The 14,474-nt window shown below is 42.5% G+C and carries 13 protein-coding genes and 1 other annotated feature; all 13 genes read left to right on the forward strand.

Annotated features, from left to right (window positions below):
* Nucleotides 1-765, forward strand: a complete 765-nt coding sequence (gene rlmB, locus ACFW35_RS19070; protein WP_379848175.1) for a 23S rRNA (guanosine(2251)-2'-O)-methyltransferase RlmB — start codon at nt 1-3, stop codon at nt 763-765.
* Nucleotides 762-1,280 (forward strand): NYN domain-containing protein, encoded by a 519-nt coding sequence (locus ACFW35_RS19075; RefSeq protein ID WP_379848177.1) that lies wholly within the window; start codon nt 762-764, stop codon nt 1,278-1,280. The genes rlmB and ACFW35_RS19075 overlap by 4 nt, the downstream gene beginning before the upstream one ends.
* A gap of 79 nt (nt 1,281-1,359) precedes the next feature.
* A complete protein-coding gene (sigH, locus tag ACFW35_RS19080) occupies nt 1,360-2,010 on the forward strand; it encodes an RNA polymerase sporulation sigma factor SigH (protein ID WP_066285495.1) in 651 nt (216 codons plus the stop codon).
* Between the two features lie 351 nt (nt 2,011-2,361).
* Nucleotides 2,362-2,511: a 50S ribosomal protein L33 gene (gene rpmG / locus ACFW35_RS19085; protein WP_077365486.1), complete on the forward strand. Its 150-nt coding sequence runs from the start codon at nt 2,362-2,364 to the stop codon at nt 2,509-2,511.
* A 56-nt stretch (nt 2,512-2,567) separates the two neighbouring features.
* Nucleotides 2,568-2,774 carry a preprotein translocase subunit SecE gene (secE, locus tag ACFW35_RS19090; protein WP_066285497.1) on the forward strand — a complete coding sequence of 69 codons (207 nt, stop codon included), beginning with the start codon at nt 2,568-2,570 and terminating at the stop codon, nt 2,772-2,774.
* A gap of 76 nt (nt 2,775-2,850) precedes the next feature.
* Nucleotides 2,851-3,387 (forward strand): transcription termination/antitermination protein NusG, encoded by a 537-nt coding sequence (gene nusG, locus ACFW35_RS19095; protein WP_066285499.1) that lies wholly within the window; start codon nt 2,851-2,853, stop codon nt 3,385-3,387.
* 166 nt (nt 3,388-3,553) lie between these two features.
* On the forward strand, nt 3,554-3,979 hold the full coding sequence (rplK, locus tag ACFW35_RS19100; protein WP_066285502.1) for a 50S ribosomal protein L11: 426 nt from the start codon (nt 3,554-3,556) through the stop codon (nt 3,977-3,979).
* 158 nt (nt 3,980-4,137) lie between these two features.
* Complete coding sequence (gene rplA / locus ACFW35_RS19105; RefSeq protein ID WP_379837272.1) at nt 4,138-4,839, forward strand: 50S ribosomal protein L1; 702 nt, start codon at nt 4,138-4,140, stop codon at nt 4,837-4,839.
* A gap of 45 nt (nt 4,840-4,884) precedes the next feature.
* Nucleotides 4,885-5,038 (forward strand) — a sequence feature (ribosomal protein L10 leader region).
* A 40-nt stretch (nt 5,039-5,078) separates the two neighbouring features.
* Nucleotides 5,079-5,576 carry a 50S ribosomal protein L10 gene (rplJ, locus tag ACFW35_RS19110; RefSeq protein ID WP_379848179.1) on the forward strand — a complete coding sequence of 166 codons (498 nt, stop codon included), beginning with the start codon at nt 5,079-5,081 and terminating at the stop codon, nt 5,574-5,576.
* 47 nt (nt 5,577-5,623) lie between these two features.
* Nucleotides 5,624-5,989 carry a 50S ribosomal protein L7/L12 gene (gene rplL, locus ACFW35_RS19115; protein WP_289497530.1) on the forward strand — a complete coding sequence of 122 codons (366 nt, stop codon included), beginning with the start codon at nt 5,624-5,626 and terminating at the stop codon, nt 5,987-5,989.
* 391 nt (nt 5,990-6,380) lie between these two features.
* On the forward strand, nt 6,381-6,983 hold the full coding sequence (locus ACFW35_RS19120) for a class I SAM-dependent methyltransferase (protein WP_379848181.1): 603 nt from the start codon (nt 6,381-6,383) through the stop codon (nt 6,981-6,983).
* A gap of 291 nt (nt 6,984-7,274) precedes the next feature.
* The gene (gene rpoB, locus ACFW35_RS19125) at nt 7,275-10,817 is read left to right on the forward strand and encodes a DNA-directed RNA polymerase subunit beta (protein ID WP_379848183.1); all 3,543 of its coding nucleotides are present in this window, start codon (nt 7,275-7,277) and stop codon (nt 10,815-10,817) included.
* Between the two features lie 29 nt (nt 10,818-10,846).
* A complete protein-coding gene (gene rpoC, locus ACFW35_RS19130; protein ID WP_379848185.1) occupies nt 10,847-14,470 on the forward strand; it encodes a DNA-directed RNA polymerase subunit beta' in 3,624 nt (1,207 codons plus the stop codon).
* Nucleotides 14,471-14,474: the final 4 nt, after the last annotated feature.

Genomic DNA, 14,474 nt, shown 5'->3' on the forward strand with positions numbered 1-14,474 from the left:
ATGAGTGAAGAAAAAGAGCAAGAACTGATTATAGGCAGAAATCCGGTAATGGAGGTACTGCGCTCCGGCCGTGATATTAATAAAATTTTTGTAGGTGAAGGTTCGCAAAAAGGACCGGTTAGCACGATTGTGTCAATGGCTAAGAAACAAAATGTACTCGTTCAATATGTTCCAAAACAAAAACTCGACTCTCTTAGCGGGGGCGGAAATCACCAAGGAGTTGTCGCTGGTGTGGCTGCCTACACGTATGCAGATATCGATGATTTGTTTAAACTTGCCGAGGAACGTGGTGAAGAGCCCTTCTTTATTTTATTAGACGAGCTTGAAGATCCGCATAATTTAGGGTCGATCATGCGTACCGCTGATGCTGTTGGAGCACATGGGATCATTATTCCTAAAAGAAGATCTGTAGGTTTAACGGCAACAGTTGCAAAGGCATCTACAGGTGCGATTGAATACATTCCGGTTGTGCGTGTAACAAACCTTGTGCAGACGATGAAAGACCTGAAAGAAAGAGGCATGTGGTTTGCCGGAGCAGATATGAAAGGCAAAGATGATTACCGCCAGGCGAAATGGGACATGCCTTTAGGCCTCGTAATTGGAAGTGAAGGAAAAGGAATGGGAAGACTCGTGTCAGAAACGTGCGATTTTCTAGTCCAGCTGCCAATGAAGGGTAAGGTTACATCTCTTAATGCATCTGTTGCTGCCAGTCTGTTAATGTATGAGGTCTACCGCAACCGCTATCCGCTAGAATTGAAAAAATGAGAACACGCCAATATTTGATTGTTGACGGATACAACATCATTGGCGCATGGCCCGAACTTCGGGGCTTAAAAACTTCTGATTTTGCAAAAGCTAGAGATCTTCTGATTGAAAATATGGCAGAATACCAGGGTTCGACAGGGCATCAAGTAATCGTAGTATTTGATGCCCATCTCTCGCCTGGCACAGAAAAAAAGACAAAAAATTATCGGGTGGAAGTTATTTTCACACGGGAAAATGAAACAGCGGATGAGCGGATTGAACGGCTGGTCGGGGAGTTGAAATCGATAGACACACGTATATACGTTGCGACTTCTGACTCCACCGAACAATGGCAGATATTTGGCAAAGGTGCTCTCAGAAAATCTGCTAGAGAGTTAAAGAACGAAATGGATGAGATTCAGAAAGAGATTCATGTCTCCGTAAGCGAGAGAAAACGACGACAAAGCTCTTCCTCTATACATCTTTCGGATGAAATTGCCGAAATATTCGAAAGATGGAGAAGAGGGCAAAAATAAGGAATGTTGACGCTTTTGTGAACTATGAAGTATAATATTGCTATATTTTGCCGGTAAAAACCTGGTCGGGGGGATTGTCGTGAACATAGATCTCAAGGAACTGTCAGTAAGCGATTACGAGCTAATGGAAGATGAAAGCCTTGTGGAACTGGTTCATGAGGGAGACAGCGCAGCGTTAGAATATTTAATCAATAAATATAAAAACTTTGTTCGTGCCAAAGCGAGATCATACTTTTTAATCGGAGCAGACCGCGAAGATATTATCCAAGAAGGTATGATTGGACTTTATAAAGCAATTCGTGATTTTAAAGAGGACAAGCTGTCATCCTTTAAAGCTTTTGCCGAACTCTGTATTACAAGGCAAATGATTACTGCTATCAAAACAGCAACAAGACAAAAGCATATTCCGTTGAATTCATATGTATCATTGGACAAGCCCATCTACGATGAAGAGTCCGATCGTACACTAATGGATGTTATTTGTGGTACTAAAGTCACTGACCCGGAAGAACTCATTATCAATCAGGAAGAATTTGATGATATTGAGGTGAAGATGGGTGAGATCTTAAGTGACCTGGAACGCAAGGTTCTTATGCTGTACCTTGACGGAAGATCATATCAGGAAATCTCAGTGGATCTCGACAGACATGTGAAATCAATTGATAACGCACTGCAGAGAGTGAAGCGTAAATTAGAGCGGTATTTAGAACTAAGGGAAATTACATCGTAAGAGCGGGGAAGTGGCCCTGCTCTTTTTTTTAGATTTTTGTCTTAAGATCGGGCTAATGGCTGTGTGTTTAATTGCTCCACTTGCAAGTTGATTGGAGTGGAAGATGCGAGACTCCTGGGGAACGAGTGTGACAGGTGAGACTCCTAACAGCGCAAAGCGCTAGGAGGCTCACCGCACGCCCCCCGGAAAGCGAAGCATCTGTAACGGAAATCAACTACTTTCAAGACCTACAGTGTTAACCTAAACCGCTTTTTCCCTTTATTGACAAGCTTATACCCCTATGTTAATGTTTTAAAAGTAACATTGTAACGTGGATGAGTGGGTTTGTCGCACGAAAGGTGTTTATTTAGCATGAGAAAAAAAGTATTTTTAGCCTGTAAACAATGCTCAAAACGGAATTATACAACGATGAAGAACCAGCAAAACAATCCTGAACGAGTCGAGGTTAAGAAGTTTTGCAGCTACTGCAACGCTCATACCATTCACCAGGAAACGAAGTAAGCGAGCAAGCTTTTTTATAAATGTTTGAATGATTAAAGGCATGGGGGTTTATGAAGATGGCGGATGTTGCAGAAAAGACAAAGAAATCACCAGCAAAGTTTCTTTCTGATGTTAATAAGGAAATGAAGCGCGTCAGCTGGCCTAAGCGAAAAGAACTGTTTCGCTATACGGGGATTGTACTGTCAACTGTTGTAATTATGGCTTTGTTCTTCTGGGTTGTGGATCTAGGGATTTCACAAATCGTAGAGCTTATTTTAGGGTAGATTAGATACATCTTCTTTTGGATAGAATGCTAGAGTATTATCCATTTTAGGAGGGAAAGGACACGGGTCCCATCGTATGGAAAAAAATTGGTACGTAGTTCATACCTATTCAGGTTATGAAAACAAGGTAAAAGCAAACTTGGAAAAACGTTTAGAATCTATGGGGATGACAGATAAAATTTTCCGTGTACTTGTACCTGTAGAAGAAGAGACCGAAACAAAGAACGGCAAGACAAAAACAAGCATGAAAAAAGTTTTCCCTGGTTATGTACTGACAGAAATGATCATGACTGATGATTCATGGTACGTTGTACGTAATACACCAGGTGTAACTGGATTTGTCGGTTCTGCTGGTGCGGGTTCAAAACCAACGGCGCTATTGCCTGAGGAAGTAGAACATATTCTTAAAGGTATGGGTATGGAAGCGCCGCGCGTTGAAGTGGATTTCGAAATTAAGGAATCTGTAAAAGTGAAAGAAGGTCCTTTTGCTGACTTTGTTGGAACGATTGAAGAGATCGATGCAACAAAACGCAAGCTGAAGGTTCACGTAAATATGTTCGGCCGTGAAACACCTGTTGAACTCGAGTTTAACCAAGTCAGCAAGTTAAGTTAACAGTAATAATGGAAAAAGACTTGTAATCACCACTAAAAGGTGATAAAATTTTTTATGTTTGATATTTCTAATCAACTGCTTCTTCTCGTTTAGGAGGGGAAGCGTATTTTGAGTGGGAGGGTTTCGGCCCATAATACCACATCACGGACTTAAGGAGGTGTGTCGCGTGGCTAAAAAGGTTATTAAGATGGTAAAGCTTCAAATCCCTGCTGGTAAAGCAAACCCGGCACCGCCAGTTGGACCTGCACTAGGACAAGCTGGGGTAAACATCATGGGATTCTGTAAAGAATTCAACGCTCGTACTGCTGATCAAGCTGGTTTAATCATTCCGGTTGAAATCACGGTTTTCGAAGACCGTTCATTTACATTTATCACTAAAACTCCTCCAGCTGCTGTTCTTTTAAAGAAAGCTGCGGGAATCGAGTCAGGTTCAGGTGAGCCAAACAAGAAAAAAGTTGCGACTGTAAAGCGTGATAAAGTTCGCGAAATCGCAGAATCAAAAATGCCCGACCTAAACGCTGCTAGTGTTGAAGCTGCAATGCGTATGGTTGAAGGTACAGCGCGTAGCATGGGAATCGTTATCGAAGACTAATTCCATGCCTGATGTTTATTAGGTTGCGAGTAAATGGATGGGATCCTGCCGTTAACGGTTCGCAACCTTTATTCATGGAAAGCGTTTGAGTTGTGCTTTGAAAAGAGTGCAATAAGTGGGAGGAATATCCGCTAAACCACATAAGGAGGACAAAACAAATGGCAAACAAAGGTAAGAAGTACCAAGAAGCGGCTAAATTAGTAGACCGCACAAAAGCATATGAGCCTGCAGAGGCTATTGAGTTAGTTAAGAAAGCTGCTCCTGCTAAGTTTGACGAGTCTGTAGAAGTTGCAATTCGTTTAGGAGTAGACACTAAGAAAGCTGACCAGCAAGTTCGTGGAGCAGTAGTGCTTCCGAACGGAACTGGTAAAACTCAGCGTGTATTAGTTTTCGCTAAAGGCGAAAAAGCGAAGGAAGCGGAAGCTGCTGGAGCAGATCACGTTGGAGATTCTGACTACATCAACAAAATCCAACAAGGCTGGTTCGAGTTCGACGTAATCGTTGCAACTCCAGACATGATGGCTGAAGTTGGTAAACTTGGACGTGTTTTAGGACCTAAAGGCTTAATGCCAAACCCTAAAACAGGAACAGTTACATTTGAAGTTGAAAAAGCGATTAATGAAATCAAAGCTGGTAAAGTAGAATACCGTGTTGATAAAACTGGTAACGTACACGTTCCAATCGGTAAAGTATCTTTCGAAGCTGATAAGCTTGCAGAAAACCTTTCAACAATCATCGAAACATTGTTAAAAGTTAAGCCTGCAGCTGCAAAGGGAACTTACATGAAGAATGTAGCTATCTCTTCTACTATGGGACCTGGGATCAAAGTTAATCCAACTTCTTTCTCTGTAAAACGATAGTTGACAAACGGGTTTTAACCCGTTATATTATATACTGTTAAACACAAATGCATCAGATGAATGCCGTAGACAGCAGGAGCCATCAGGCTTAAAACTTTCCTGCCGAGGTGAAGCATCGATAAGCTCATTAGTATGTTACTTATGACTTTTAGATACTCACGCCTCCATGTCTCGACATGGAGGCTTTGTTTTTGAAACAAAACCTGCGGTGATGCAATCATTTTACAGGAGGTGTAATAATGAGCAGCATTTTAGAATCAAAAAAGCAAGTAGTATCTACGATCTCTGAAAAGTTACAAAAGAGCCAATCAACTATTCTTGTTGATTATCGTGGACTTACTGTTGCTGAGGTTACTGAACTTCGTAAGTCATTGCGTGATGCGGGAATCGAGTTTAAGGTATACAAAAACTCTATGGTCGTTCGCGCTGCTGAAGAAAATGACCTTAACCTATCAGAACACTTAACTGGTCCTACAGCGATCGCATTCTCTAATGAAGATGTTGTAGCTCCTGCTAAGATCCTTAACGACTTCGCTAAGAAACATGAAGCGCTTGAGATCAAAGCTGGTGTAATCGAAGGACGTATCGCGTCACTAGAAGAAGTGAAAGCTCTTGCTGAACTTCCGTCAAGAGAAGGACTTCTTTCTATGGTACTCAGCGTGCTTCAAGCACCTATCCGCAACTTTGCGTTGGCTACTAAAGCCGTTGCAGAACAAAAAGAAGAACAAGGCGCATAAGCTTTATCTTCAACCAATAACTTACATTCCATAAGGAGGAAATTATAATGTCTAAAGAGCAAATCATTGAAAGCTTAAAAACAATGACTGTTTTAGAGCTTAACGATCTAGTAAAAGCAATCGAAGAAGAGTTTGGTGTAACTGCTGCTGCTCCTGTAGCTGTAGCTGGTGGAGCTGCTGGTGGAGACGCTGCTGCTGAACAAACTGAATTCGACGTAATTCTTGCAAGCGGTGGAGCTTCAAAAATTAAAGTTATCAAAGTTGTTCGTGAACTTACAGGTCTTGGACTTAAAGAAGCGAAAGAACTTGTTGACGGTGCTCCAAAGCCAGTTAAAGAAGGCGTATCTAAAGAAGAAGCTGAAGAAATTAAAGCTAAGCTTGAAGAAGTTGGAGCTTCTGTTGAAGTTAAGTAATTCAAAAGAAAAGGTTCGCCCGATGGCGGACCTTTTTGTTTGTTTCACTTAATTTTTAGTAGATTTTTTTCTGGAAGGCTGTTGCTTTCAGTTTTATTATTCTCATCTTGCAAGTTGATTGGAATGCAAGGTGTGAGATCCTTGAAAATGAAAAACACATTTTCTTCGTGCGATGTCACGCTGTTGTAGCCTTCCTTGTCCTACGGGACGAGCGGTCAGGTGGAGACTCCTAATGGCGCAAAGCGGCAGGAGGCTCACCGTACGCCGCGTGGAAAGCGAGCAACCTGGAGTGGAAATCAACTACTAACAAAAGCATCTTTGTAGATAGGCTGTTAAAGAATTTTGGATCGGGAATACTGTCTTTATCAGATGGTAAGGAGAGTTGTTTAAAATGAAAAACCATTACTATTCAGAAACACCTGGGACAGAGAGCAAAAGGGAAACATGGGAATTTGAACTAAAAGGCGGAAAATTTAAATTCACGACTGATTCTGGAGTTTTTTCAAAAAAAGAAGTAGATTTCGGAAGCCGTGTTTTAATAGATTCTTTTATTTCTCCAGAAGTACCGGGTGATTATATAGATGTAGGCTGCGGATATGGTCCGATCGGACTTTCGCTTGCAAAAGCAGAACCCGGCCGAACTGTACAAATGATTGATATCAACGAACGTGCAATAGAACTTGCGAAAATAAATGCACAGCAAAACAAAATAGAAAATGTAAAGATTAAAAAAAGCTATTTGTTTGCTGAAGTTGCAGATGCCGACTTTGCTGCCGTTATTACAAACCCGCCGATCAGGGCAGGGAAGGCAGTTGTTCATCAGATTTTTGAAGAAGCTCATAAAAAACTCCGCACTGGAGGCGAGTTATGGGTAGTTATTCAAAAAAAGCAAGGTGCACTTTCTGCAATGGATAAAATAGAAGAATTATTCGGGCAAGTTGAAACGGCCGCAAAGAAAAAAGGTTATTATATTTTGCGCACAATAAAAGTTTGACTTGATAAAACCCGTATGATAGTATTATAAAATGCCAATGGATTCGCATTTTCCTGCTTATTTTTCGTGGTAAGCGAAAAAACGTTGATATATCAACGTTTTTTACTCATGTTTAGACGTATAGAATGTGAAAAAGTTGGACAAAATTATATAATCAGCTTTTGTCAAAATAGGAAAACTGCGGTTTTAAATTATGAAACCCTTTTTCTTTTTGTTTTCTAATGTTCTTAATAGAATGTTAGATAGAAATAAAAAACACGAAAAAAACGCTGGATTTGAGGGGTGAAGCAGTTGACAGGTCAACTAGTTCAGTTTGGACGCCACCGCCAACGAAGAAGTTATGCAAGAATTAGCGAAGTGCTTGAATTACCAAACTTAATTGAAATTCAAACCGCTTCCTATCAATGGTTTCTTGATGAGGGGTTACGTGAAATGTTCCGAGACATTTCGCCGATTGAAGATTTTACAGGGAACCTCGTTTTAGAGTTTATTGACTATAACTTAGGTGAGCCGAAGTATCCTGTAGATGAATCAAAAGAGCGCGATGTTACTTACGCTGCTCCGCTTCGTGTGAAAGTGCGTCTGATCAATAAAGAGACGGGCGAAGTAAAAGAGCAAGAAGTATTTATGGGAGATTTCCCGTTAATGACAGATACGGGAACCTTTGTGATCAACGGGGCAGAGCGTGTAATTGTATCACAGCTCGTTCGTTCACCAAGTGTTTACTATAGCGAGAAAATAGACAAAAACGGTAAAAAAGGTTTTACCGCTACTGTCATTCCAAACCGCGGTGCTTGGCTGGAGTTTGAAACCGATGCTAAGGACGTAGTTTATGTGCGTATTGACCGCACAAGAAAAATCCCGATTACCGTATTGCTTCGTGCTTTAGGGTTTGGGTCTGATCAAGAAATCATTGATTTGCTTGGAGAAGACGAGTATCTGCGTAACACGCTTGATAAGGATAATACAGAAGGAACTGAAAAGGCCCTTCTCGAAATCTATGAGCGTCTTCGTCCGGGAGAGCCGCCAACAGTAGATAATGCCAAAAGTTTATTAGATTCTCGTTTCTTTGATCCGAAACGCTATGACTTGGCGAATGTTGGACGCTACAAAATCAATAAGAAGCTTCATATAAAAAATAGATTGTTCAACCAGAAACTAGCTGAAACACTTGTTGATGCTGAAACTGGTGAAGTGATCGCAGAAGAGGGTACAGTGCTTGACCGCAGAACGCTTGATAAGATTATTCCTGCGTTAGAAAGCGGAGTAGGCTTCAAAACTGTTACACCTGCAGGCGGAGTTGCTGAAGATCAGGACATCGCTTTGCAATCTATTAAAATCTATGCGCCTGATGATCAAGAAGGCGAAAGAATCATTAATGTTATCGGGAACGGTCTTGTTGATAAGGAAATTAAAAACATAACTGTTTCAGACATTATTGCTTCAATTAACTATTTCTTTAACTTACTGCATCAAGTAGGTAATACAGATGATATTGACCATCTTGGAAACCGCCGTCTTCGTTCAGTTGGTGAGCTATTGCAGAACCAATTCAGAATCGGACTTTCCAGAATGGAGCGTGTTGTTCGTGAACGTATGTCCATTCAGGACACGAACGCGATCACACCTCAAGCTTTAATCAATATTCGTCCTGTAATTGCTTCAATTAAAGAATTCTTCGGAAGCTCACAGCTTTCACAGTTCATGGATCAAACGAACCCGCTTGCTGAATTGACGCATAAACGACGTCTATCTGCACTAGGGCCAGGTGGTCTTACACGTGAACGTGCAGGCTTCGAAGTTCGTGACGTTCACTACTCTCACTATGGTCGTATGTGTCCGATTGAGACGCCGGAAGGTCCGAACATCGGGTTGATTAACTCGCTTTCTTCTTATGCGAAAGTAAATCAGTATGGTTTCATTGAAACTCCATATCGACGAGTTGATCCTGAAACTGGCCGTGTAACGAGCCGTATCGATTACCTGACTGCCGACGAAGAAGATCTTTACGTTGTGGCACAGGCGAACTCATTGCTTGGCGAAGATGGAGAATTCCTAAACGAAGACGTAATTGCACGTTTCCGTGGCGATAACACAGTTGTTAAACGCGAACGCATCGACTACATGGATGTATCGCCGAAACAGGTTGTATCAGCTGCGACAGCATGTATTCCGTTCTTGGAAAACGATGACTCCAACCGTGCCCTAATGGGAGCGAACATGCAGCGTCAGGCTGTACCATTGCTTGTTCCTGAGTCACCGGTCGTCGGTACAGGAATGGAGCACGTATCAGCGAAAGACTCCGGAGCTGCAGTTATATGTAAGCACGAAGGAATTGTTGAACGTGTTACAGCTAAACAAGTACAAGTACGCCGCATTAAAGAAGTAGATGGCAAGGAAGTTTCTGGCGACCTTGACACTTACAACATGCTTAAATTTATTCGTTCCAACCAAGGAACTTGTTATAACCAGCGTCCGATCGTGAGCACTGGTGACCGAGTAACCAAAGGGGAGATCCTAGCGGATGGACCTTCAATGGAGAAAGGTGAACTTGCTTTAGGACGCAACGTACTTGTTGCCTTCATGACTTGGGAAGGTTACAACTACGAGGATGCTGTTATCATGAGCGAGCGTCTTGTAAAAGACGATGTTTACACTTCTATTCATATTGAAGAATATGAATCAGAAGCACGTGATACGAAGCTTGGACCGGAAGAAATCACTCGTGATATTCCAAACGTCGGAGAAGATGCATTACGCAACCTGGATGAGCGCGGAATTATCCGTGTTGGTGCAGAAGTGAAAGACGGGGACATCTTAGTTGGTAAAGTAACACCTAAAGGGGTTACGGAATTGACTGCGGAAGAACGTCTATTGCATGCAATCTTCGGAGAAAAAGCTCGTGAAGTTCGTGATACTTCATTGCGTGTGCCTCATGGCGGCGATGGAATTATCCTGGATGTTAAAGTATTCAACCGTGAAGACGGCGATGAACTTCCTCCTGGTGTGAATCAGCTCGTTCGTGCATACATCGTGCAAAAACGTAAGATTCATGAAGGGGATAAAATGGCCGGCCGACATGGTAACAAAGGTGTAATTTCAAAAATTATGCCTGAAGAAGATATGCCATATCTTCCTGATGGAACACCAGTTGACATCATGTTGAACCCATTAGGGGTACCTTCCCGTATGAACATCGGTCAGGTATTGGAGCTTCATCTTGGAATGGCTGCACGCCAGCTAGGAATTCATGTTGCAACACCGGTATTCGATGGTGCGCGTGAGGAAGATGTATGGTCTACGATCGAAGAAGCCGGAATGGCTCGCGATGGTAAAACGGTACTTTATGACGGACGTACAGGTGCTGCGTTTGATAACCGTGTATCAGTTGGTGTCATGTATATGATCAAACTGGCTCACATGGTTGACGATAAGCTTCATGCCCGTTCAACTGGACCTTACTCACTTGTTACACAGCAGCCTCTTGGCGGTAAAGCGCAATTTGGAGGCCAGCGTTTCGGGGAGATGGAAGTATGGGCGCTTGAAGCATATGGGGCTGCTTACACACTTCAGGAAATTCTTACGGTTAAGTCCGATGATGTTGTCGGCCGTGTGAAAACGTATGAAGCCATCGTTAAAGGTGAAAACGTTCCTGAACCAGGTGTTCCAGAATCATTTAAAGTATTGATCAAAGAACTTCAATCTCTAGGAATGGATGTTAAGATCTGTTCTGGAGATGACAAGGAAATTGAAATGAGAGAGCTTGATGATGAAGACGATCAGGCAAGCGAAAAATTAAATCTAAATCTTGAGTCTTACACTGCGAATGACTAAACCAGGATATCAAAAGGGAGGTACGCTCCTTGATAGACGTAAATAATTTTGAGTATATGAAAATTGGTCTTGCTTCGCCGGACAAAATCCGGTCGTGGTCAAGAGGGGAAGTAAAGAAACCTGAAACAATCAACTACCGTACACTTAAGCCTGAGAAAGACGGCTTGTTCTGCGAAAGAATTTTTGGTCCTACTAAAGACTGGGAATGTCATTGTGGAAAATACAAGCGCGTCCGTTATAAAGGTGTCGTTTGTGACCGTTGTGGTGTTGAAGTAACAAGAGCTAAAGTTCGACGTGACCGTATGGGTCACATCGAGCTTGCTGCTCCTGTTTCCCACATCTGGTATTTCAAAGGAATTCCAAGCCGTATGGGTCTTGTTTTGGATATGTCTCCAAGAGCATTAGAGGAAGTTATCTATTTTGCATCTTACGTTGTTACAGAAACAGGGGATACTCCGCTTGAGAAGAAACAATTGCTCTCTGAAAAGGAATACCGCACATACCGTGAAAAGTATGGAAAAGGATTTACTGCCCAAATGGGTGCAGAGGCAATTAAACGTCTTTTAGAAGATATCGACGCTGAAAAAGAAGTTGATATGCTGAAAGAAGAGCTTAAAACTGCACAAGGGCAACGCCGTACACGTGCAATTAAGCGTTTGGAAGTATTAGAAGCATTCCGTCACTCGGGTAACCATGCTGACTGGATGATTCTTGAAGTACTTCCGGTTATCCCACCGGAATTGCGTCCGATGGTTCAGCTTGATGGCGGACGTTTCGCTACTTCTGACCTTAACGACCTTTACCGTCGTGTTATCAACCGTAACAACCGTTTGAAGCGTCTATTAGATCTAGGTGCTCCTAACATTATCGTTCAAAATGAAAAACGTATGCTTCAAGAAGCAGTTGATGCTTTAATCGATAATGGCCGTCGCGGCCGTCCGGTTACAGGACCAGGAAACCGTCCGCTTAAATCACTTTCACACATGCTGAAAGGGAAACAAGGGCGTTTCCGTCAAAACTTACTTGGTAAGCGTGTTGACTACTCTGGTCGTTCGGTTATCGTTGTAGGACCGAACTTAAAGATGTATCAATGCGGTCTGCCGAAAGAAATGGCACTTGAATTGTTTAAGCCGTTTGTTATGAAAGAACTCGTATCAAAAGGTCTTGCTCATAACATCAAGAGTGCTAAACGCAAGGTAGAACGTGTTCAGCCTGAAGTCTGGGATGTTTTAGAAGAAGTTATTCGCGAACACCCTGTACTTCTAAACCGTGCACCTACACTTCACAGACTTGGTATTCAAGCATTTGAACCAACTCTGGTTGAAGGACGCGCGATCCGTCTTCACCCGCTTGTTTGTACAGCTTACAACGCTGACTTCGATGGTGACCAAATGGCGGTTCACGTACCTTTATCTGCTGAAGCACAAGCAGAAGCTCGCATCTTAATGCTTGCTGCCCAAAACATCTTGAACCCGAAAGATGGTAAGCCAGTAGTAACACCTTCACAGGATATGGTATTAGGTAACTACTACCTGACTCTAGAGCGTGCAGGAGCTATTGGTGAAGGTTCAGTATTTAAAGACATTAATGAGGCGATTATCGCTTACGAAAACGGATATGTTCACCTGCATACAAGAATTGCAGTGCCGGTATCGAGTCTTAACAAAGAATCGTTTACGGAAGAACAACAATCAAAGCTTCTTATGACAACAGTAGGTAAATTGTTATTTAACGAGATCCTGCCGCCGTCATTCCCGTACATTAACGAGCCAACAACTACGAACCTTCAAGTGGAAACACCTGAAAAGTATTTCTTAGATCCGGCTTCTAATGTAAAAGAAGAGATTCAAAAGCATGAAGAGATTGTTCCTTTCAAGAAAGGTATTCTTGGTAAGGTCATCGCTGAAGTCTTTAAACGATTCAAAATCACTGAAACGTCTAAAATGCTTGACCGGATGAAGGACTTAGGATTCAAATATTCGACGCGCGCTGGTATCACGATCGGTGTTTCTGACATCGTAGTATTACCTGAAAAGCAAGATATCCTTAAGATTGCCGAAGAAAAAGTAGTGAACGTTACGAAGCAATTCAGACGTGGTTTAATCACAGAAGAAGAGCGTTACGAGCGTGTAATTAACATTTGGAGTTTGGCGAAAGACGAAATCCAAAATAAATTGATGGGTACACTTGATAAGCGCAACCCGATCTTTATGATGAGTGATTCCGGTGCCCGTGGTAACGCATCTAACTTTACGCAGCTGGCGGGTATGCGTGGATTGATGGCTAACCCGGCTGGTAAAATCATCGAGCTTCCAATCAAATCAAGTTTCCGTGAAGGACTAACAGTACTCGAGTACTTTATCTCTACTCACGGAGCGCGTAAAGGTCTTGCCGATACAGCCCTTAAAACGGCTGACTCAGGTTACCTTACTCGCCGTCTTGTTGACGTTGCTCAAGATGTTATTGTACGTGAAGATGACTGCGGAACTGACCGCGGCTTAGAAGTTGCCGCTATTAAAGAAGGCAACGAAGTGATCGAGCCGCTTCATGAACGTTTAATCGGACGTACAGCTTATAAAAAGGTATTCCATCCAGAAACAAAAGAAGTACTTGCGGATGTTAACGAATTGATTACAGAAGATATGGCTGCTTACATTGAGGAAGTAGGCGTACAAGCTGTAACAATCCGATCTGTATTTACTTGTGACACTCGTCATGGCGTATGTAAAAAATGTTATGGACGCAACCTTGCAACAGGCTCTGACGTTGAAGTCGGGGAAGCTGTTGGAATCATCGCTGCACAATCAATCGGTGAGCCGGGTACACAGCTTACAATGCGTACCTTCCATACAGGTGGGGTAGCAGGAGACGATATTACACAAGGTCTTCCGCGTATCCAGGAATTGTTCGAAGCGCGTAATCCGAAAGGTCAAGCTGTTATTTCCGAGCTTGAAGGTACGGTTGTCGGCGTGAACGACAATAAGGATAAGCGTGAAGTTGTTGTCCAAGGTGAAATCGAATCTAGATCTTACACAATTCCATTCGGTGCCCGTATTAAGGCAGTTGAAGGAGATAAAGTAGTCGCAGGTCAAGTATTGACTGAAGGTTCGATTGACCCGAAAGAATTAATTAAAGTCCGCGGTGCGGAAGGCGTACAGGAATACCTTCTGCGTGAGGTACAGAAAGTTTACCGTATGCAAGGGGTAGAAATCGGAGATAAGCACGTTGAAGTAATGGTTCGCCAAATGCTTCGTAAAGTGCGCATCATCGATTCTGGTGATTCTCAAGTACTTCCAGGAGCTCTTATGGACATCCATGCATTTACGGATGTTAACCGCAGTGTGCTTCTTGAAGGCGGAACTCCTGCTACAGGACGTCCGGTGCTTCTTGGTATTACAAAAGCATCACTTGAAACTGAATCGTTCCTTTCTGCTGCATCGTTCCAAGAGACTACTCGAGTTCTTACAGACGCTGCTATCAAAGGAAAGCGTGATGAATTGCTCGGACTTAAAGAAAACGTTATTATCGGTAAGCTGATTCCGGCTGGAACGGGTATGAATCGTTACAGAAACATCGGAATTAATTCTCCGGTAGTTGAAGAAGAGAACAGCGAAGAGGCAGAACTGCCTACAGAACTTGTTTCTCAAGATTAATAAA

The organism is Fictibacillus sp. NPDC058756 (assembly GCF_042746035.1).
GTDB lineage: Bacteria > Bacillota > Bacilli > Bacillales > Fictibacillaceae > Fictibacillus.